14 protein-coding genes and 2 tRNA genes are annotated in these 22,863 nt (G+C 34.9%); 12 read left to right on the top strand and 4 right to left on the bottom strand.

Going from position 1 to position 22,863, the window contains the following annotated elements; translation table 11 throughout:
- Window positions 1–1,132 precede the first annotated feature (1,132 nt).
- The 11 genes from HYN56_RS23180 to HYN56_RS23130 all read left to right on the top strand — a co-directional run bounded on the left by HYN56_RS23180 (window position 1,133) and on the right by HYN56_RS23130 (window position 13,101).
- A tRNA-Arg gene (locus tag HYN56_RS23180) sits at window positions 1,133–1,206 on the top strand.
- Window positions 1,207–1,373: 167 nt separating this feature from the next.
- Window positions 1,374–1,445: transfer RNA gene (locus HYN56_RS23175), tRNA-Pro, on the top strand.
- Window positions 1,446–1,654: 209 nt separating this feature from the next.
- Window positions 1,655–2,440, top strand: a complete 786-nt coding sequence (locus tag HYN56_RS23170) for an ATP-grasp domain-containing protein (protein ID WP_109194372.1) — start codon at window positions 1,655–1,657, stop codon at window positions 2,438–2,440.
- An 821-nt stretch (window positions 2,441–3,261) separates the two neighbouring features.
- Complete coding sequence (locus HYN56_RS23165; protein WP_109194371.1) at window positions 3,262–4,359, top strand: slipin family protein; 1,098 nt, start codon at window positions 3,262–3,264, stop codon at window positions 4,357–4,359.
- Between the two features lie 325 nt (window positions 4,360–4,684).
- A complete protein-coding gene (locus HYN56_RS23160; RefSeq protein WP_109194370.1) occupies window positions 4,685–5,188 on the top strand; it encodes a hypothetical protein in 504 nt (167 codons plus the stop codon).
- Window positions 5,189–5,477: 289 nt separating this feature from the next.
- Window positions 5,478–6,023: a 3'-5' exonuclease gene (locus HYN56_RS23155; protein ID WP_109194369.1), complete on the top strand. Its 546-nt coding sequence runs from the start codon at window positions 5,478–5,480 to the stop codon at window positions 6,021–6,023.
- Between the two features lie 237 nt (window positions 6,024–6,260).
- Window positions 6,261–6,887, top strand: coding sequence for a hypothetical protein (locus tag HYN56_RS23150; RefSeq protein WP_109194368.1), 627 nt, complete (start codon window positions 6,261–6,263; stop codon window positions 6,885–6,887).
- 32 nt (window positions 6,888–6,919) lie between these two features.
- The gene (locus HYN56_RS23145) at window positions 6,920–8,050 is read left to right on the top strand and encodes an AAA family ATPase (protein WP_109194367.1); all 1,131 of its coding nucleotides are present in this window, start codon (window positions 6,920–6,922) and stop codon (window positions 8,048–8,050) included.
- A 3-nt stretch (window positions 8,051–8,053) separates the two neighbouring features.
- Entirely contained in the window at window positions 8,054–8,752 is a 699-nt protein-coding gene (locus HYN56_RS23140; RefSeq protein WP_109194366.1) for a hypothetical protein, read from the top strand.
- Between the two features lie 7 nt (window positions 8,753–8,759).
- A complete protein-coding gene (locus HYN56_RS23135) occupies window positions 8,760–11,297 on the top strand; it encodes a ribosomal protein L7/L12 (protein ID WP_109194365.1) in 2,538 nt (845 codons plus the stop codon).
- Window positions 11,287–13,101 carry a hypothetical protein gene (locus tag HYN56_RS23130; RefSeq protein WP_109194364.1) on the top strand — a complete coding sequence of 605 codons (1,815 nt, stop codon included), beginning with the start codon at window positions 11,287–11,289 and terminating at the stop codon, window positions 13,099–13,101. The genes HYN56_RS23135 and HYN56_RS23130 overlap by 11 nt, the downstream gene beginning before the upstream one ends.
- A 50-nt stretch (window positions 13,102–13,151) precedes the next feature.
- Here HYN56_RS23130 and HYN56_RS23125 read toward each other — a convergent pair whose 3' ends face one another.
- The 3 genes from HYN56_RS23125 to HYN56_RS23115 form a co-directional block, all read right to left on the bottom strand.
- Entirely contained in the window at window positions 13,152–14,930 is a 1,779-nt protein-coding gene (locus tag HYN56_RS23125; RefSeq protein ID WP_109194363.1) for an AMP-dependent synthetase/ligase, read from the bottom strand.
- 179 nt (window positions 14,931–15,109) lie between these two features.
- Window positions 15,110–15,541 carry a hypothetical protein gene (locus HYN56_RS23120; RefSeq protein ID WP_109194362.1) on the bottom strand — a complete coding sequence of 144 codons (432 nt, stop codon included), beginning with the start codon at window positions 15,539–15,541 and terminating at the stop codon, window positions 15,110–15,112.
- Window positions 15,542–15,687: 146 nt separating this feature from the next.
- Entirely contained in the window at window positions 15,688–18,096 is a 2,409-nt protein-coding gene (locus HYN56_RS23115) for a TonB-dependent receptor domain-containing protein (protein ID WP_109194361.1), read from the bottom strand.
- 246 nt (window positions 18,097–18,342) lie between these two features.
- On the opposite strand from HYN56_RS23115, the gene HYN56_RS23110 reads away from it, so the two are divergent.
- Complete coding sequence (locus HYN56_RS23110) at window positions 18,343–18,624, top strand: hypothetical protein (protein WP_109194360.1); 282 nt, start codon at window positions 18,343–18,345, stop codon at window positions 18,622–18,624.
- Window positions 18,625–18,860: 236 nt separating this feature from the next.
- On the opposite strand, the gene purL is transcribed toward HYN56_RS23110, so the two are convergent.
- Entirely contained in the window at window positions 18,861–22,514 is a 3,654-nt protein-coding gene (gene purL / locus HYN56_RS23105) for a phosphoribosylformylglycinamidine synthase (protein ID WP_109194359.1), read from the bottom strand.
- Window positions 22,515–22,863 lie beyond the last annotated feature (349 nt).

The following is a 22,863-nucleotide window of genomic DNA, read 5'->3' as shown; positions in this document are numbered from 1 at the left end:
ATAATCCAGTAATGCTGGCAATTAAAAGCCTATTGAATAGTTTTTCTTCAAAATACCTCCTATTGGATAACAATAACAATGAGAATGACTTTGTGAATCTCTGTGGAGCAACAATTCAATCCAATTAAAAAGACGTTCCAATTCGCGTTTTAGTGGTAGCGAATCGGTAAAAAATTCACGTTTAAATAGAATTATTTTCAATATTGATAAATACCAATAAAAAGCATCACTTATTAAAAATAATTTACGAGGGATTTTTTTTGTTATAAAAAAATATATTTTAGAGATGTTTTGTTAAATTAATATAAAATATACTACATTTGTCCCCGTAATAAAAACAGAAAAATACATATGAGACTTTCAATAGCAAAATATTTTGACCACTTAGCAGGATCACTTCCGGCTAAAGTATCAGGATGCTATATGTATTTTTATGAAATTAAAATGTAAAATTTAGAGTCAAACTCATCATAAAATAGTAAAAGCGTCCACATTGTAGGACGCTTTTTTTGTTTTTAGACAATTCGAATTTGTCTAATAGTAGAAAAAAGAGATTGAAAAATGATTAAAAAGAAGTATTAACTAAAAAAACTAAAAAAATAATTGACCAAATGTTTAATGATTAATCAAAATAGCGAAATATAATCTTGAGAAGTAATCTAATGAGTAACAGTCATTTGATAAAAAGATAAATCTGCACCAGTTTGCGGACAGGAATTTCTTTGCTTTAATTTTAGGATTAACTATTTGAAAATCAGATAAATAATCTTAAAAGATATTTGGAAATATGATTTTTTCGACATTATCTTTGCCGAACAAAATTGAAACACAGCGTTTCAAATAATAACAATAATTTTTAAAATATAATACAACATATAAAATGGCTTTACAAAATAAAATATCATACGGATTACCAGTAAACGCAAGATTTGATCTTGGACGTTTCACAATGCAGGTGCATCAATATAGGCAATAGGATAGTTATATCACGTTGAATTTTGTAAAGCACCTTTGATCGGGTGCTTTTTTTATGCTTATAGTTTTGCCACGAAGGCAAAAAGTCGCAAAGATTTAATAAGCGTAAAAAAAAACTTAGTGGCTTAGCGCCTTCGTGGCAAAACAAAAAATAAATGATTTTGTAGCTCAGTTGGATAGAGCGTCTGCCTTCTAAGCAGATGGTCGAAGGTTCGAATCCTTCCAAAATCACACGTTCTCTAGAAGGAACAGGTTCATTGGGGTTACTGGCTAACCTTCCCGATTGTCTCTCGGGAGAAACGGGTTCGATTCCCGTATGAACCGCTTTTTTTAAAGATGCTAAGGTTCTAAGAATCTAAGTTTTTTAAGCCTTAGCTACCTCAGGGTCTTTGAAAAAACTGGGAAGATAACGGTGGTTGTTTACCCGCCTTGGACGCGGGAGGTCGCAGGTTCGAATCCTGCTTCCCAGACAAATATTGAGTGTGTCATAAGACGGAAAACCATACAGGTTTCTCAAGTTGGCTTAAAAAGAAAACTTTGCGATTCTGCGACTTTGCGAGAGATTTTAAAGATGTAATAGCGTGCAATATTCTCGCAAAGTTGCCAAGACGCTAAGAAAAATAAACTTTGTGCCTTAGAGCCTTCGTGGCAGAAAAAAGTAACATTTAAATTAAAAACGATGAAACAAAAATACAACCGAATAGCCCTTGTTGGAATTGAACAGGAAGAATATGACATCATAAAAAAACAATATTCAGGACATATTATCTGGCATCAGTCGATACCAAAAATTGTAGTGAAAGATGAAATTCTTTATATGGAAAAATCTAACGGAATTGGCATGTTGCCGGTTGATAAAGTGGTCTATTACGGAATTTATGATAATGACTTTGACTTTATTGCAGGTCTTGCAATCTGGGGTGGCGATTGTTATCCAAAAGCTTCTGCGATGTTGGATTGCCGATTTAAGATTCCGTGTCTGGTAAAAGCTTTATCTCTTTCCAGATTTAGTGCTCCACGCGGATTTGTAAGTGCCGGCGCTTCTGTCAATGCAACGGGTGATACTGTTGCAAAATGGGGAAACTGGCATTGTGGCGAAAACAAACATCGTTTTACAGGAGAGTGGGAAAGCGAATTTACTGCTACTATCGAACCTTTTTACGAAGGCGAAGCAGTTCGAATCATGATGATTGGCGATACCTATTGGCAGATTAAACTGGAAGGCGACGACTGGTTAAAATCAATTCATCCGGACGATGCGACTTTTATGACTGTAGATCAGGACTTGTTAGAGGATACTATCTATATCAGGAACACTTTGCAAATGGATATGATTGGAAATGATTATATCGTCGCCAAAGATGGTACTAAATATTTATTAGAAGTAAACCATATACCAAATATAACCCGATTTGAAGAGGTGCGACAAGTTTATTTGTCAACTGTTATCGAATGGATTAACTAATTTCTTTTGCACTGCGCAAAATAATTGCGCAGTGTAATTTGAATATTTGAATAAGAAATAAAAGAAGTTCTTTTAAAAACTGAAATACAACAAAGTATAGGCTTTGTTTAAAAATATCAAACAAGTCCAGTTGAGTGTTTCTGTATAGCACCATTGTAGGGAACTTTTCGCAGAGGCGGATTATGTTTTTCTATGCAACTTGATTTGGAGGTTTTGATGGTTTTCCAAAAAACTATCACACACAAGGAATCTAAGGGTTGTGGGTTCGAATCCCACTCGTAGTAATACGGTAGTTCAATCCGGATAGAACATTAGAGTGTTTATGTAGGTTCGAGTCCTACACCGAATACGCTTCGGTTAGACAAATTGGTAAGTCAACAGACTGAAAATCTGTAAACAGTAGAGACCATCACTCTTAAAAAGATGACCAGTTAGAAAAACTGATTTGTCTTTGTCAGTGAAACTAAGAATTCCATCCCGAGGCTTCGGGACTGAAATTTCACACTCATGATAAAGCCAGTGCGGAAAGTACTGTTTTTTGAAACACTTGTTTTCTTTTCGGTTTGATTGTTAAAATGATTTGGGGATCATGAAGACAAAAGATAATCGCAAACGACTCAGGTAAACAAAGGACAACTTTTCACCCGCTTTTTTCGGAGGATAAAGGCAAGGAGGTTTTTTATTAAAGGAAGTTATAAGTTAAATGTTAAAAGTTAGACGTTTGACTTTTAAATAAAATAGCATAAAGATAATAGAGGATAAAGGTTTTATAGATTTCGGAACATGAAACATTAAACCTGAAACCTTAAAACAAAATAAAAATGATAAAGAAAATTAAAATCGGAGGATACCAAGTGGGCTTGGTCTTCGAAAACAGAAAATTAGTAAAAGTATTAGAAGAAGGTTTACACTGGATTTTTGGAAACAAAAATGTGTTGATCTACGATATGAATGCCGTTTTTCAGGCTCCATTTGAATTGAATATTTTATTGGAAAATGAAGTTTTGGCTTCAATGCTTGAAATTGTTGAGGTTGCCGATAACGAAATTGTATTGCAGTTCGTGAATGGAAACTTTAAAGAAGTTTTAACTCCAGGAAGATATGCTTTCTGGAAAGGAATTGTGAAAAATGAATTCACAAAGGCTGATTTGTCAAAAATCGAAATCACAGAAGACATTAAGGTAAACTTATTGGAAAATGTGAAAATGAGATACTTCGTAAGAAAGTTTATTGTAGCGAGCAACGACAAAGCGTTGTTGTTTGTGAACGGAACTTTTGTAAAAGAGTTGAAATCTGGAACGCATTACTTCTGGAACAACGCGATTACAATCGAAGTAAAAACAATCGATATGAGACAACAGCAAGTTGAAATATCAGGTCAGGAATTGTTGACTAAAGATAAAGCGGGATTGAGAATCAATTTCTTTGTGAGATACCAAGTAGTTGATATTATGAAAGCTTTGATAGAAAACAAGGACTTTGAAAAGCAATTGTATGTAGCAATGCAATTGGCTTTAAGAGCTTTTATCGGAGGTTTGACCTTGGATGAATTGTTAAACAAAAAAGATGCTATTGCGGAAGAAATTCTGGCAGAAGTGGCTTCAAAAATCGAAAACTTAGGTTTGAAAATTTCAGACGCCGGAATAAGAGATGTAATTCTTCCAGGTGATATGAAAGAGATTATGAATCAGGTTTTGGTTGCAGAGAAAAAAGCACAGGCGAACAGCATCATGAGAAGAGAAGAAACGGCTTCAACAAGAAGTTTGTTAAACACAGCTAAGCTGATGGAAGAAAACGAAATGCTGTGGAAGTTGAAAGAGATGGAATACGTTGAAAAAATCGCGGATAAAATTGGTGAAATCACCATTTCTGGAGGCGGAAACGTAATTGGTCAATTGAAAGAAATCTTCGTAAAGTAAAATAGGAACCGTTAGCAGTAAATGTTGATAGTTTAAGTTTAATAATAAAAATTTAAGGATGAATCAAGAAATAGTTTTTACGTCGTGCCATCAGTTTGGTCAAGACGGTATAGTTGAGCTTAGTGAATCTGCGTTTGCCTCGAGTAAAGAGGTAAATGCGGAGCACATTAAGCAATGGAAAGAGAAGGTGAAATCTAGAGATTATCTCATTTAGAGGTATTTATCCAGTAAAGTAAAGGTCTTTTTAAAGCTTTGCATACTACTGAAATCTCAAGAATTACCTGGTCTTTCCTGAGATTTCCAAGAATTGCAAAAAAAAAATACCATGCAAAACAATACACTAGAAAAATATAAAAAAGCAATTAGAAATAAATACGAGACAGAAAAAGGCGGTCAATACTTTGATTATTTATACAAGCCTTCTCGTGGTAAACTGCGTGATTTGTGCTGGCTTATTTTCGAAAATAACCCAACTCAAGATGATTTGAATGTTTTCAAGAATCTATTGGGACTAGATTTTGATCATACCAAAAAGAATAAGTTCAAGGAAAAGAAAGACAAATTCCGACCGATTGAAACGTTCTTAAAAGGAGAGACAGATCCATCAAATATCGATGCTATAAATATGGCAGCTATTTTGGTTGATTTTGAGCCAAGACCTTTCAAAAAGTTTTATGAAATTTCTAAAAAAGAAGAAGCAAAACCAGTAAAAAAGCTTGAGAAAGTTAAAGCTGTTTTAGAAAAGAAAGATGCTCTGAAAAAAGAGAAGCCTGAAAAAAAATCTAAGAAAAGAAGTTTCTTTCTAGATATTAAAAGTATGTTTTTCTAATCTTTCTGCTACAAAGGCGCTAAGGCACAAAGTTTTTTAGTCACAGATTAAAAGGATTAAAAAAATCTGCCAAATCTGCGAGAAACAAATCTTAGCGTTCCTTTGCGTAAACCCTTGCGCCCTTTGCGGTTAAAAAAAATCTCGCAAAGACGCAAAAGCGCAAAGTTTTAGCCACAGCTTATAAAGATTAAGAGGATTATTTAAAAAATCTGCAAAATCTGCGTGAAACAAATCTTAGCGCCCTTTGCGGTTAAAAAATATAAACACAATTATTTAAAAATTTTAAAAAATGAAAACTACAGATAAAATCATCATTATTGATTTAGAAGCCACATGCTGGCAGGGAGCAGTCCCGAAAGGCCAGCAAAATGAAATTATAGAAATCGGATTAGCGGTTTTGGATACAGAAACAGGAGTAATCAGCCAGAATAAAGGCATTTTAATCAAACCACAGCATTCCAGTGTGAGTCCGTTTTGTACAGAACTGACAACTATTACTCAGAATTTACTGAACAAAAACGGAGTTGGTTTTGAAGAAGCTGTCGATTTGCTAATCGACGAATATAATCCCGATTTATATACTTGGGCAAGTTACGGTCAGTACGATTTGAATATGCTCATGAAGCAATGTAAATCCTTTGGTATTTCCTATCCGATGGGAGAGGAACACATCAATGTAAAAGAGCATTTTGCCGAAAAGTTTGGTCTTAAAAGATCCACTGGAATGAATGGTGCTTTGCAATTATTGAATATTCCACTGGAGGGAACACATCATAGAGGTATTGACGATGCAAAAAATATCGCTAAGATTTTGGATTGGTGCCTTAAGAACTAGAATTTAATTTGTTGAAAACAGTTATCAAAATGCATGGTTGATAGCTGTAGAAGGAAACTGCAGTTTTTCGCAGCTGTAGTTTCTCTTTTTTGTTAAAAACAATTGCAAAAGCTAAAAATAATATTTGAGCAAAGGTTCGGATTTAATAATATATTTGTTCCTGTACAATTTTTCGTATGAGACGGGAAATTGTTTTCTTAAAAAATTACCCAATTCAAAATAGGTATAATTAACAATATGGAGAAAATAAAAACACCTTTTTTGGATACTATTTATCATCTCAGAACAATCGAACAGGTTATTTTGTATGATAAGTTAATTACAATTGCCCCAACAGAGGAAAACGAAGCCGTTTTGTTTCTGGAAACAGAATATGAAAAGGAAACTTTAGAATACCCGGGAATAGCACCAGGTTTTAATTCGGAATCCGCTTTATGGGCTGCCAGAACAGTATATTTGGCCACACAACTTTTGTTGCATAGAGAGCATAAAATGAGCGATGTAAAGGAACTTTTGCCTTTTTATATTGGTGTAATAGATGCTTCGGCAATTATTTCGGCAGATTTGTGTCTTCGTTTTTTGCCTCAGATTATAACAGAAATAAGGAAGATTGATCCGGAAGATTTGATTATTGAGATATTAGAGCAACATTTAATCCAGTTTCATTATTCGGCGATAGGATCTGATTTGTATGCCGAAAATATAAGTTTTGATGTAGTTGCGGCAAATGATTGTTTGCTTCAACTTTATGTTGACCGAATCGTGCAAAGAAAATCTGTAAAATGGGCACAGTCTGATTTTATAAAAAAACAACTAGAAATAGGATTTGGAGACTATCAAAAACTATTTTGGGCACAGCTTTAAAATAAACGAATTAATAAAAATAGAAGTAAATAATGAATGCTACAGCTAAATTAAATGCCGTTTTAAAATATATCAAAGAAACTTTTGTTGGTAAAAATGAAATCATCGATTTGTTGGGAATTGGATTAATGGCACGAGAAAATGCCTTTTTGCTTGGGCCTCCGGGAACGGCAAAAAGTGCCATCGTGAGATCGCTTTCTAAAGGAATCGAGGGCGACAAAAATTTCGAATATCTGTTAACCCGTTTTACAGAACCTAACGAGATTTTTGGACCGTTTGATATTCGAAAACTGAAAGAAGGAGAATTGATTACGAATACTGACGGAATGATGCCGGAAGCTTCGATGGTTTTCCTGGATGAGATTTTTAACGCCAATTCGGCTATCCTGAACAGTTTGCTGATGGCGCTTAACGAGAAAATCTTTCGTCGTGGTAAGGAAACTAAAAAATTACCGGCCTTGATGTTCGTTGGCGCAAGTAACCTTATGCCCGAAGATGAATCGTTAAATGCTTTACTAGACCGTTTTTTGATTCGTATAAAATGTGATTACGTAGAACCGGATTTACTGCATCAGGTGTTACTTGCAGGATGGAAACTGGAAGGTTCGGTAACGGAAGAAGTACCAACCATTTCGGCAGATGAGGTTCGCGAATTGCAAAAACTTTGTCGTCAGGTCGATTTGAGTGCTACACGAAAAGAATATGTAGATATTATTCATAGCCTTCGAAATACCGGAATCAAAGTTTCTGACCGACGTGCCGTAAAACTTCAGAACCTTATCGCGGCAAGTGCTTTAATGTGCGGTAGAAAAGAATCGATTGTATCCGATTTCTGGGTGTTGAAATACATCTGGGACAACGAAGAGCAAATTGAAATTCTGGAAGGAATCATCAATAAAATTATTGAAAAAGATACTTCTACAGAAGCACATCCACAGGCGATGTACAACAAAACACCGGATGCAGAAAGTGTAATGAAGGAAGTAAATTATCTGATCGAAAAATGGCAGGAAGACAGTCTTTCTTTTGAAGAACAGAACGTAATCAAAGATAAATTACGATACATTCAAACGCGTTGCGACTGGATTAAAGACGCAGAAAAGAAAAAATATATTCAGGAACATATAGAATCTTTGTGGCAAAAAATTCTGCAAACTATTTAAAAAATGTACTTTTTAGAAATTAACAAAGAGCATAAAGATTTTCTTGGTGCAGTGCGGCATTGGGAAAATCTCAAAATTGCTTTTGAAGCCAACACGATCTGGATAAAAGAGTTTTCGGCCGAACAAATAAATTCGGCTGAACTTCTTCAGATTCCGTATACCAAAATATACGAGTTAAAAGAAAATTTGTTGTTCGAAAGAGGCAAACAATTACCGTCCAAAAAACTGCCTTCGGGTTTATTATGGTCGCCGGTTTTGAGAGGTTTGCCCGTTTCATTGCCGAATTTCAATCATAACTTTTTTGGTATAAATCAGAAGCTTGAGATTGGATTAAAACGATCAGAAGAGGAAAAAGAAGCACAGGCTTTACTAGTAGAATATCAGGAATTGAAAGTGTATATCGAATCAGCTCCAAAATTCCGACTGGAACCTTTACAATGGGTTGTAATCCATAATAAAGCGTTGATTATCGGGAAACCTTTGTTGCCTTTAAAAGGAGATACCTATTGGCAGAAGAATGATTTTTTACTGCCTTCGGGATATGATTTTGAATGGCCAGTTTTGACTCAAACGCTTAAGGATAAAATAAATCCTTTTGATAAAAACCTAATACTCTGGAATAAGGATAACAGTTATTCCTCTATTCCAAAACAAAATATTAAACCACTATCAATTAGTTCATTTCGCTTAACTTTTTCATAAAATAAAAATGGAATTTCAAAGATATTTTCAATCGTTTACAGACTATTTTTGGGAATGGGAAAATCAGATATTTTCTCCCGATAGTGTATTTGAAACGATCACAATTCCGAATGGACAAACGATCGGTTATGAGAAATTTGTCTTTGAAGTTTTAGAAGCGCTTTCTGATACTAATTTTCCGCCATTCGGAACCCTTTTATTAGCCATTACAGCAACCAATCACGATAGTAAAGAAACTATCGACAGAATTCAGGATTGGGCAAAAGCCCTGGAAATAACCAAATCTTTTCCTGTAGAACATTCGTTTAGATTAGGTGCCAGTATTGGTTTTATGAGACAACTTGCGGCTTTGCCGGATGAATATAAAATGGGAGAAAAAAGACTGAAAATGTTTCAGACCATTTTTGATGGTTGTCACAACAGAATTTCTTCCGAAAAAGCAAAAAAGATTCTGGAAGAGTACAAAGAGCATAGACATCATTTGGTAAGGGCAGGTGTAAAAGAGCCTTTTAATGAGGCCAATTTTATAAAAGATTTCAGAACGCTAGCTTTGCTTAAAAAGAACTTTCCAACGGTGGAGTCGATTTTGTCTGCCATGGAGAATAATCCACATGAAGAGGTAAAAGAGAAGCTGAAAGAAGAAATTTTAGAAGAAGAAAATCTTGCTGATACCGCTACTTTTATTGAGCAACTTATTCAGGACGACCGTACGTTTCATGTAGGAAGCCTTATCAAGCGACTTTGGTCCGGACTTCATATTCCGTTGCACCATAATCATCCGAGTGAGCAGCCTTTGGGAGGAATCTCAGACTTGACCAACAAAGGTGATTTTGATAAACTGGTAATTTCTGAATTTGCTTATGATGATGATGTTTTTATGTCCAGAATTGCCAACAACGAAGCACTGTATATTCAAAGAGAAGTTCCGCCGGAAGCCGATAAGTTCGAACGTATTCTGATTATTGACAGCTCATTAAAAAACTGGGGAAATCCTAAGATTCTGTCTTTTGCTTCGGCGATTGCCATTGCAAGACATCCAAAAACGGATATTAAATGCAGAGTTTTTATAGCAGGACAGGATTTTAAAGAAGTTCCGTTAGAAAACGTTCATGATGTTATTGAGGCTTTGAGTGAGCTCAGCGGTAAACTGGATTGTTCGATGGGACTTGAAGCGTTTTTTCAGCAAAATAAAATCAGCAGTAAAAATCAGGAAGTATTTCTTTTTTCTTCAGAAGATAGTTTGAAACTTACTGCAATGAAAAATGTGATTAGCGCGTACTATAACGAGATCAAGTATGTTTTCGAAATGGAAATCGAAGGTATCAAAGTCTATAAAAATCAGAATAATGGCAGAAAAATGCTTCAACATATTATAATGCCGCTGGAGGAATTGTGGAATAAAGAGAAGAAAGATTTACCGCGTCGAAAACCTGCTGAAACAGAGTTCGATGATATTCCTCTTCTATTTCCAATTGAGAGAAGTTACCAGAATATTTTTTATTACGGAACGGATTTTTATACCTACCTGAATGGAAATTTATACTGGTTTGTTAGTAATAAGTTCGACAAAGGATTTAAAAAATTAGCATCAAATCTTCCTTTTGAGAAAGGGGAATTTGCCATGAAAACCAATGACAAAGGTGAAAAACTGCTATTATGTTATGTCAGCGCTTCGGCTCCCCGAATTAATGTATATAACATTGATCAACAGAAGTTAAAGAGCAGTATGGTTTCTGATGAAGATCTTAAAGGAGTGAAAGTTAATGCATTTGGATATAAAAATGAGTTCTATTTAACCGATGGCACCTATTATTGGCGTGTCGATGATGCTTTAAAAATAAGATCCAGTGGTAATAATTTTCTTAATGAAGCTTTCTCGGCCTATAGCTTAAAACAAAATTCTTTTGTTCAAAATTTTATGAATAGTAAATTCAAATACAGTATCATAAAAAAAATAAAAGGATTATCAATTGTTAATGATGGTATCACAATTAACGGATTTAACTTAACGCACTTAGAGTTTTCTAAGCGAGGTTATTATTCTCAGGACTGGAAACACCCATCGATACAATTTGATGAAAAAGTAAATCTTATTCTGAAAAACAAAGGAGCATCTGCTCTTGATCTTGTTAAAATAATAAAACTAAATACAGCCAAATCTTTAGTTGAAAGTAAAGCTGTTGTAGATGAAGAGCTTGGTGTAATTTTGAATGATGTGACAAGACAAGAAGCAGAAGCGTTGAAGAGTACAATAGAAAGTAACGGAGCAATTTGCTACATCGAAACCTTGTCTTTTGAATCTAAGGATGGAAGCCGGGTAAGAAATAAGGACGGAATTTTAATTTTTGAAAGCAGTAAAGAGGATATTCCTAAGTTTTATGTTCCTTTTATTGTAAACGCAAGGACAATTATGGCTTCGGAAACAGAATATTCCGGTAACGATTATTTTATTATAGATTCTTTCCTAATGAGTATAAAAGAGAAAGATTTTCTGGAGAAATATCTGGATCCGTTTATTAAAAATGTAAGACAAAATGGAACTTAAACTTAGAATAAATACTAAAAATACATTTCCCAAAGGAGGTATTTTTATAAAAAGCGGTTTGGTCAAAGTATGGCTTCAGGAAATTCAGAGTATTGGATTACCGTTCCATTTGGTCAAAGCTTTTCCGGTTCCGGGAGCAGATGTCAATGAGTTGTTTGGTTGTTTGTTAGTTTTGGATCAGAGTCGGACTAAAATTGATGCTATTGGAAAGAACTATTATTGTCAATTGATAGAAAATAAATTGTTCATTCCCGAAAATACAATTGTGACCCCTCAGTTAACAAAGGCTGAGTGGCACAGTTTATTTTCTGAACATTATCATTTCATGCATCCAGATATTGGATTGGTGGAATTGAAGGATGAGGTTTCCTGGATTGATTTACTTGAAACGCCAATTTTGAAAGAAATTGATATACTCGAACCTTTCAAAACAGTTTATATTCCGCAGCATATAGAGTCATTACGTTACGAAGCTAATACGGAAGAGATTCTTGAAAACATAGAAAAACCATTTTCTGATGAAGAAGTATTAGGAGAATTGCCGTTTGATATGGAAAAGTTAATGCAGGGAAATCAGAAAGAAATGGATAAGTTTTTGGAGCTTCTGGATAAAAATCCTGAACTGGCTTTAAAAATGGCTATTCCTCTGGATACCTTAAAAACAGCAAGAGGTGGATTTGATGGAAAGCTTTCTTTTGAAGGAATTGGTTCAGGTTCTGCTGCTGGTGCTGGTGGCTCTTTTTCAGGAGGAGGAAGAAAGACGATAAATGAATCCACCGATTCCGGATGTGGACCTTTTACTATTGTTTTGACGTTAGCTTTTGCATCGATTTTTTTGTTAAACATGCGAAGTTGCTCTTCCTCAGGCACTAGTAGTAGTGGGATGAACCCTTTTGTCGCTTTAGTTGTGATTTTAGGTGCACTTGTGTTAATTATTGCCATGGCTGTAAAAGACAGTGGCTCAGCCGGTTCTTCCAGAAGTTATTCAGAGCCAAAACGTCAACCATCGGGTTCAGGAGGTTCAGCTTTGATAGATTCGGAACGTTTTTCGACTATACAAAGCCGATATGAAAAAATGGCTGAGCAATTTAAAGAAAGAAAAGATTACGCCAAAGCCGCACATATATATATGAAACTGCTTAAAAATCATTACAAAGCCGCAGATGTGCTTGAGGAAGGTGAGCTGTACAGTGAAGCCGCAGCAGTACATCTTAAATATTGTAATAATAAAAACAAAGCAGCAGAGTGTTACGAAAAAGGACATGTTTACAAACAGGCAATTGAATTATACAGAGAACTCAATCAAAACGAAAAAGTGGGCGATTTGTATACGATTCTAAAGGACAAACCGGAAGCAGATAAGTTTTATGGTAAAGTGATAGACGAGTACAAAGAGAGTAATCAATTCGTAAAAGCGTCTTTTATTTATAAAGATAAAATCTGGAATATTGATGGAGCGCAGGAAGTTTTGATAACGGGCTGGAGAAGCAATAAAGATGCATTCAATTGCCTCAATAACTATTTTGTGAATATCGAATCAACAGAGAAATTATCCGGAGCCATAACTTCCATTTATGAAACAGAGGTTTCGGCTGAGAATTCAGAGTTGTTTTTAAAGGCTATGAAACAGGAGTTTAAAAAACATGAAGACTTAGAAGAAATCACCAAAAATATTGCTTACGAAATTGTAGCCGATCAGATTACAATTAAACCGGATATCGCATCTGAATTACTTGCTTTTAATGAAAAAAACAAATCGATGCTTAAGGATGTTATGAAGTATAAACTGAAATTGAGGAAATAAAAAACGGCTGTCTAATGACAGCCGTTTTCGTTGGGTTATATTATTTTGATTTAATTCTGACCATAAATTTTTGCGTAAAGATCTTTGTAAATCTCTTTAATAATTTTACGCTTTAATTTTAATGTAGGAGTAAGTTGTCCGCCATCAATTGACCAAACATCCGGAGTTAGTTCAAAACGTTTAATTTGTTCCCAGTGTCCGAATTTTTTGTTGATGCTTTCAACTTCTTCATCGATACGTTTAATAACGTCTGGGTTTGAACTAATTTCAGCATCAGTGCTTCCTAAAGTAATTTTATGAATTTTTGCCCATTCTTTTACAAATTCGAAGTTTGGCTGAATAAAAGCTCCAGGCATTTTTTCTCCTTCACCCACAACCATAATCTGCTCAATAAAACGAGATTGTTTCATCGCATTTTCGATCATTTGTGGAGCAATATATTTACCACCGGAAGTTTTGAACATTTCTTTTTTACGGTCGGTTATTTTTAAGAAACCTTCGCTGTCAATTTCTCCAATATCTCCCGTATGAAAATAGCCGTCTTGTAAAGCTTCGGCTGTTTTTTCTTCATCTTTATAATAGCCTAACATTACGTTAGGGCCTTTTATTAAAATTTCGCCGTCCTGAGCAATTTTAACTTCAAGATTACGAATTGGTTTTCCAACAGTTCCAATTTTAAAACCTTTATCTCTTTGGTCGTTTACAGCAATTACAGGAGAAGTTTCAGTTAAACCGTAACCTTCCATAACCGGAATTTCTGCAGCTGCGAAAACTCTTGTCAAACGTGGTTGTAAAGCAGCACTTCCGGAAACCATTAAATCAAGATTTCCGCCCAAACCTTCTTTCCATTTACTGAAAATCAATTTACGGGCAATTTTTAGCTGGAATTCATACCAGGCTCCATTTGCTCCGTATGGTTCGTATTTTAAACCTAAATCAATGGCCCAGAAAAATAGTTTTTTCTTGATGCCGGTTAATTCGGCTCCTTTTGCATAAATTTTATCGTAAACTTTCTCTAAAAGTCTTGGTACAGCCGTAATTACAGTTGGACGTACTTCTTTTAAGTTGTCACTAATTTTATCAATAGATTCTCCAAAATAAACCGAAACACCATAATATTGATAGATGTATAAAATCATTCGTTCAAAAATATGGCAAATAGGCAGGAAGCTTAAAGCTGTACTTTTTCCCGGATCAAACGGAATTCTAGGTGCGCTGTCCAGAACGTTTGAAACAATATTTTTGTGAGAAAGCATTACACCTTTTGGTCTTCCGGTTGTCCCGGAAGTATAAATTATTGTTGCCAAGTCATCTGTATGAATGCTGTCTTTTCTGGCCTCAACTTCACTTTGGTTGCTTTCATCTGCACCCAAATTTAAAAGTTCGCTCCAGTGTTTACATCCCGGAATTTCGTTAAAAGAATAAACTTCTTTCAAAGTTGGTACATTGGCTTTAATTGCGTTTACTTTTTGTAATACTTCATCATCTGATACAAAACAGTAAATACTACCACTATGGTTTAAAATATATTCGTAATCTTCTTCTGCAATAGTTGGATAAATAGGGACATTTTGTGCACCTGTTTGCAGGATACCAATATCCATAATGTTCCATTCGGTTCTGTTATTGGAAGAGATTAATGCAATTTTATCATCTTTCTGTACGCTCATGCGCAATAATGCTCTCGAAATAGCATTTGCTTTTGCAATATATTCCTGGCTAGATGTTTTTTCCCAGATTCCGTTTTTCTTAGTTGCGAGAGCAACCTGGAGGTTGTAAGTTTCTTGTTGATAATAGGGAAAATCAAAAAGGCGTGTGATTGAAACCATGTTTAATATATTGAATTATTATTGCAAATTAAATAAAAATTGGGTATGATTTTTAAATTTATAAAATTTAATCGGAAAATTTACGGGTACTATCAAAATTCAACGAAAACGTTTTCTTTTTTGTACAAAATACCGTCAAAATCGACTAAATATTTAATAAGAAGGCCAGTTTTTATTATTTATTGGACATTATAATCCACATAATCTTTTACTCTTTCTCCCATTAAGAACATTTTTTTCTTAGTAAAATGAATGGAGAATTGAGAATAATACCATTCGTCAGTGTCATTTGGTCTGTACCAAAAAGTGTATGAAGCACTATTGAACCCTTCTTTAAAAACAGGAACGCCTTCTTCTGTACATTCTACTCCCCAGTTGATTTTTTGTTTGCTTAAATCTTCTGCCTGAATAAAACCTGTTCCGTCCGGATTTAAAACTGTAATAGGTTGTTTTTGATTTAAAGGAGCATAAGTTCCCGGAACCGGATATCCAATGGTAGTGGTAATATAACGTTCTTTAGAATTGTGGGTAATCTGATCTACGTGAACTTGGGCATGTAATTGAAAAGCAGTTAAAAATAAACTGCAGATAAGTAATTTTAAAAATTTCATTCTATGTAGGTTTAAGTGTTTTTGGAGCCTGAAAAATCTAGTGGTAAATTTTTTCTGTGGCTAATATAGTCCAATTTTTTAATAGAACTATGACTTAAAAATACAAGAATGAAATTTTTAATTTTTAGGGCTTTTTGAAGTCTCCTTTATTCTGTAGAAAATTGATTTTCCAGTAATTTTTCTTTAAAATCAGATTTGAAAGTGTAAGCGAAAGTGACCATTAAAGCACGAGTGTCCGATTTAGAAGTTCTGTTGTTGCTGAATAATAAAGTATTGTTTTTATAACCGCTTTCCAGAGTATTAAACATATCCGTTACAACCAAACCTAAGCGGGCATTACTTTTTCCTAGTTTCTGCTGAAAACCCATGTCTATATTGTAAATTGGAATTCTTTTTCCCTGTGCTGTTGCAACCGAAGAATTATAGTTTCCGATAATCTGCAGTTTTCCACCTCTCCAGGGAACAAAATTATTAATGATTTTTCCGTACCAGCTGAAAGCATTTTTTACAGCATCTTCAGCTTGTACCAGATTATCTGCATTGATTTGCTGTTCAAAAGCGGTCAGACTGATATTCGCGTCATAAAAAGAAAATGGTTTAAAACTACAGATCGTTTCCAGTCCATAAGTTATTGTACTTCCAATATTTTGAGGCTGTAACAAAACCGCTCCATTATCTTGTAGTATTGAATACTGTCTGATGGCATCTTTTGCATTTCTGTAAAAAGCATTGGCAGAAAGCGAGTAATTCTCCCATTCTTTATTATAATTTAACTCTGCGATATGAATGATTTCAGGTTTTAAATAAGGGTTTCCTCCATGAGGATTGAGTGCATCTGTAATATCAACAAATGGATTTAAATCATCCAAGTCCGGGCGATTGATTCTTTTGCTGTATCCCAATTTTAATGACTCGTTTGATTTTATATTCAATTGTAAAGAGGCAGAAGGGAAAAGCTTTGTATAATTGTTGGAGAAGCGATCACTTCCATTTTCAGTTTTTCCGTTATTTGAAACCTGTTCAGCGCGAAGACCAATGTTGTATTTCCATTTTTGATTTTCTTCTGATCCTGAATAAGAATTCCAAAGTCCGTAAACAGCGTTAATTTGTTCATTAAAATCAAAAATATTACTTACCAGCGGATTCACTACATATTCATTGTTAACGAAATCTGCGCTTTGAAAATCGGAATTGAAGAATCTTAATGTTCCTTTATATCCTGTTTCAATTGTAGCTTTTTCTGAGATAGGAAAAGCGTAATTCAGAATTGCATTTGAGATATTTTCTTTTGCATAATTATGAGTTTGCTGTAAAAAAGGATCTCCAATTATGGTTTCATTTTCATCGTATTTATTGGTATCGATATCAGTGTTTTCTTTTCCAAAATTAAATGATGTGGTGATACTGGCATTTAAACTTTTTCTGACGTCAGAAAATTTTCGATCATAATTGAAAGCCATTTCTGCAGCTTTGGCTTTTTGAATTTCTATTGAATGGCGTTGATTTCCGGAGAAAAACTGACCGGAATTGTTGAAAATATCTGTTTTTAAGGTTTCATCATTGTCTTTGTTTTCCAGATTTCCAAGCGCTTCAAATGAAAAGGTATTGTTGTCATTTGGAGAAAAATCAACATTGAATTTTAAATTCTGCAAACCTTCTGTTCGTTGGTCGCTTCTGTTTTGGTTAATAAAATGTTCATCTTCAATAAAATAATTAGTTCTTTCACCTTTAATTTTTTTTGTTCGGCCGGCAAAACGATTGTCGTAAGCTATTCCTATATTCCATTTATCTGTTTTATTATTCAAAAGAACAGAACTATTCATTCTGCCTTTTGCACCAAATCCACCGCCAAGAACAGCAGCTCCATTTAAACCATTTGAATTATTCTTTTTAAGTTTAATATTAATGATGCCGCTTTCTGCATTGGCATCATATTTTGCGGTTGGACTTGTAATAATTTCTATACTCTCAATACTGCTGGCCGGAATTTGATTCATGTCGGTAATGGCAGAATTTTTTCCGTTAATTAGAATCAGTGGTGTTTTTCCTCTTAGTGAAATAGCATCATCGGCATCAACAGAGACGGTTGGAATATTTTTTAACATATCAATTGCTGTTCCGCCAGACTGCGAAATATTTGAAACCGCATTAAAAACAAAACCTTCATTTGTTTTCTGAATTTGTTTTTTCTGAGAACTTACCACTACAGTATTAAGAAGGTTTGCATCTTCCTGCAAAATAATAGTTCCAAGTGAAATTGGAGTTCCGGTGTATTTTACTTTTTGAGTAATGGTTTTAAAACCAATCAATCTCAATTTTAATACATAATCGGCGGTATTGATGTTTCCCAGAATGAATTTTCCCGAAACATCTGTAACTGCATAGGCAGTCGTTTTGGTGGTATCATTAGCAGGTTTTAAAACAACATCTACAAATTCGACAGGTATTTTTCCGTCTGAAACGGTTCCGTTTATCGAATTCGTTTTTTGACTAAAAGAGTTTTGAAAGGCAAATAATAAAATTGCAGTGACTAAAATTTGTTTCGATTTTTTCATGAAGCAAAGTTATTTATCACATAAAACACGGACGAATAAAGCGCCTTAAGATATTATTAAATTAAACTTAGGGCTTATGAATGGTTGGCTTTAAATAAAATTAAGATTCTGAAAAAAGGGGATTTTTCCCCTGTTAAAAACAGGAAATCACATAGATTAATTAAAAAGGTCAAATCTTACTTTTATCCCCGTCATAATGCGGAAGCCGAAAAGCAAAAGAGTAGGCCTTACATAAAATAAAATACTATGGAAACTGCTTTTTTCTTGGCGATGGGCTGGTGCGGCACAAAGTATCCGGGCTGGTGGCGTAATTTTTTGAAGAAACCTCCAATTCCTGATCCCGAACCTTGGTGGATTATTTCGACTATTGGTTTGGGCTTAATTGCCGGACTTGCCGGCGGAACGGTTTTTAGTATGGTGATTCGCGAAAGTCAATATTTTTCAGGACAAGCAGCAATTGCTTCGGGATTATTTGCTTTTGGTACTGCTAATATTGTAACTGGAATTGCAACAGCATTTAAAGATTGAAAATATAGAAATGCCTCGACATATTTGGGGATAGCGTCGGTGTGTTTTTTCAGCCACGAATTGCACGAATTTTCACGAATTAGGTTTTTTATTGATTTGCTTATGCAAATCAATAAAAAATCCCATTAGATAACAATCAGGACTAGCAAAAAATAATTCGTGAAAATTCGTGAATTCGTGGCTATCAAAAAAAAAGCGCCCGAGTTTATCGGGCGCTTTTAGTAAAAATATATTTCTTAGTTTTTCTCAATCCATTTTCTGGCATTAACAAAAGCTTCATGCCAAGGCGTAACCTCGTCATTTCTGTCTTTTGGATAATGTGCCCAGTTCCACTGGAAAGTCGAACGCTCAATGTGAGGCATCATCACCAAATGTCTTCCTGTTTTGTCACACATCATAGCAGTGTTGTAATCAGAACCATTTGGGTTTGCTGGATATCCTTCGTAAGCATATTTAGAAACAATGTTGTATTGATCTTCGGCATAAGGTAATTTGAATTTACCTTCTCCGTGTGAAACCCAAACTCCTAAAGTGCTTCCTGCTAAAGTTGACAACATCACTGAGTTGTTTTCCTGAACTTTTACAGAAGTAAAAATACTTTCGTGTTTCTGGCTTTCGTTATGGTGCATTTTTCCGTGAATTTCGTGTTCAGGATTAATCACTTCTAATTCCATAAACAACTGACATCCGTTACAGATTCCAACAGAAAGTGTATCATTTCTTTTGAAGAAATTATCTAAAGCAGTTTTTGCTTTTTCGTTGTACAAGAAAGCTCCGGCCCAGCCTTTAGCAGAACCTAAAACGTCTGAGTTAGAGAATCCTCCAACTGCTCCAATGAATTGAATATCTTCTAATGTTTCACGTCCAGAAATTAAATCCGTCATGTGAACGTCTTTTACATCAAAACCTGCTAAGTACATAGCATTTGCCATTTCACGCTCAGAGTTACTTCCTTTTTCACGGATAATCGCCGCTTTTGGTCTTGGTTTAGAGTTGTCGATTTCTGGTTTCTTCCCTGTAAAATGTGTTGGGAAAGTATAATTTAAAACTTGATTTTTATAGTTTTCGAAACGTGCTTGAGCTCTTCCATTTTTAGATTGTTTTTGATCTAATAAATAAGAAGTCTCGAACCAAACGTCTCTGTATTCCGCAATATCCAAATTATAAATTCCAAATTCCAAACTTGGTTTGCTTTGAACTGTACCTAATTTAAAGAATTCAATATTGTTAGCTTTTAATTTAGCTTCAACAGCAGCATCAGATTTAGCTTGAAAAACGATTCCGATGTTTTCTGCGAAAAGGATTTTCAACAAGTCTTTTTCCGTGAAAGCGCTGAAATCAATTTTAGCACCAAGGTTAACATCAGCAAAACACAATTCTAATAAAGTAGTGATTAAACCACCGCTTCCGATATCGTGACCCGCTAAAATTTGGCTTTCGCCGATTAAATCCTGTATTGTATTAAAGGCATTTTTGAAGAAAGAAGCATCCTTAATTGTAGACGTTTCGTTTCCGATTGTATTTCTAATTTGTGCAAAAGATGAACCTCCAAGTTTGAAATCATCCTGAGACAAATTGATATAATAGATTGAATCTCCGTTTTTCTGTAAAACTGGTTCAACTACTTTTCTAATATCGGTACAGTTTCCGGCAGCCGAAATAATAACTGTTCCTGGCGCAATTACTTCGTCTTTTGGATATTTTTGCTTCATCGAAAGTGAATCTTTTCCTGTCGGAATATTGATTCCTAATTCAATAGCAAATTCAGAACAACCTTCAACTGCAGCATATAGACGAGCGTCTTCACCTTCGTTTTTACAAGCCCACATCCAGTTTGCAGATAATGAAACTCCTTTTAACTGCTCTTTAATTGGCGCCCAGATAAGGTTTGATAATGATTCTGCAATCGCATTTCTAGATCCGGCAACCGGATCAATCAAAGCGGCAATAGGAGCGTGTCCAATAGAAGTTGCAATACCTTCTTTTCCTAAATAATCCAGAGCCATAACGCCGACGTTATTTAAAGGCAATTGTAACGGACCAGCATTTTGTTGTTTAGCCACTTTTCCTCCAACGCAACGGTCAACTTTGTTCGTCAACCAGTCTTTTGAAGCAACAGCCTCTAAACGTAAAACGTCTTTTAAATAGCTTTCGAAATCTGCAGTGTTGTAAGCAACATCAGCATATTTTCTGTCCACTGTATTATCTGTCATAACCGTTTTTGGAGAACTTCCGAAGAAATCTTCTAAAGCATAATCCATCGGTTTTGAACCATTTGATTTTGATTCGAATGTAAAACGGTGATCTCCTGTTACATCTCCAACCTGATACATTGGTGAACGCTCTCTGTCGGCAATTCTTTGTAGTGTGTCAATATCTTTTTGACCAATAACCAATCCCATTCTTTCCTGAGATTCGTTACCAATGATTTCTTTTGCAGAAAGTGTTGGATCTCCAACAGGCAATTTGTCTAAATCGATCAAACCTCCAGTTTCCTCAACCAATTCAGAAAGACAGTTTAAGTGTCCACCCGCACCGTGATCGTGAATAGAAACAATTGGGTTATTGTCGCTTTCTACTAAACCACGAATCGCGTTTGCAGCACGTTTTTGCATTTCAGGATTTGAACGCTGAATCGCATTTAATTCGATTCCTGAACCGAAAGCTCCAGTATCTGCAGAAGAAACTGCAGCACCACCCATTCCGATTCTATAATTTTCTCCACCCAGAATTACGATTTTATCGCCTTCTTGTGGTTTCTTTTTAATGGATTGATCTAATTTTCCATATCCAATTCCTCCCGCTTGCATGATTACTTTGTCATAACCAATTTTACGGTCGTTTTCTGAATGTTCGAAAGTCAAAACAGAACCTGTAATAAGAGGCTGACCAAATTTATTTCCGAAATCAGAAGCTCCGTTTGAAGCTTTGATCAAAATATCCATTGGTGTTTGGTACAACCATTTTCTTTCTTCAACAGCATTTTCCCATTTTCTATCATCGTTTAAACGAGAATATGAAGTCATGTAAACTGCAGTTCCGGCTAATGGCAAAGATCCTTGTCCTCCCGCTAAACGGTCACGAATTTCTCCTCCAGACCCTGTTGCAGCTCCGTTGAAAGGTTCCACTGTTGTTGGGAAATTGTGTGTTTCGGCTTTTAATGAGATAACCGAATCAAATTCTCTTATTTCGTAAAAATCAGGTTTGTCTGCCGATTTTGGTGCAAATTGCTGCACTTTTGGTCCTTTTACAAAAGCAACGTTGTCTTTGTAAGCAGAAACAATATCGTTAGGATTTTCCTGAGATGTTTTTTTGATTAATTTGAAAAGAGAAGTTTCTTTTTCTTCTCCGTCGATCACAAATGTTCCGTTGAAGATTTTGTGACGACAGTGTTCTGAATTTGCTTGAGAAAAAGCGAAAATTTCAGAATCGGTTAATTTTCTTCCTAGTTTAGTTGAAAGATTGTTTAAGTAATCAACTTCTTCTTCGCTTAAAGCTAAACCTTCTACTTTGTTGTAAGCAGCAATATCGTCAATTTCTAAAATTGGTTCCGGCTGAATGTTGATAGTGAAGATTTCCTGATCTAATTCGTTGAATTTTTGAGAAAGCATTGGATCAAAATCAGTAAAATCTTCCGTTGCAGGATGAAATTCCTCGATTCTGATAATGCCTGAAATTCCCATGTTTTGAGTAATTTCTACAGCATTTGTACTCCAAGGTGTAATCATGGTTGCGCGAGGCCCAACGAAGAAACCAGGTAATGCTGATTTTTCAATCTTACTCGCATCGGCAAAAAGCCAGTTTAATTTTGAAATGTCTTGAGCTGAAATTTCGTTTTGCGTTTGTACCGCAAAAACAGTTTTGCTTTGGTTTTCAAAGAAATGGATCATTTGTGTAGTTTGTTGTATTGAGGTGCAAATTTAGACAATCTAAACCGAAAAAAAAAGCAACAAACAGTGCGTTTTTAATTATTTATTTTTACCCTTTTCTGCCCTGAAAATGCAATTTTTTTGCTTGTTTTTCCGTTCAGAATTTAACATTTTTTACTCTTCAGTTTTTCTTTGTAAACTGTTGTTGTTTTTAAAATTTAAGTCGAAAAAGTACTTGATAAGATGAAAGAGATTCTTAAAATTTAATTACAAATTTTTCTAAAGTAAATCCGAGAAATTTGCAGAATAGACGAAATTTAATCTCGCAAAGTCGCGAAGTGGCAAAGTTTTTTTATATGAACCGCAAAGA

The organism is Flavobacterium crocinum, assembly GCF_003122385.1.
GTDB lineage: Bacteria > Bacteroidota > Bacteroidia > Flavobacteriales > Flavobacteriaceae > Flavobacterium > Flavobacterium crocinum.
The sequence above is the reverse complement of the archived record's forward strand: the minus strand, read 5'-3'. Positions and strand labels throughout refer to the sequence as shown.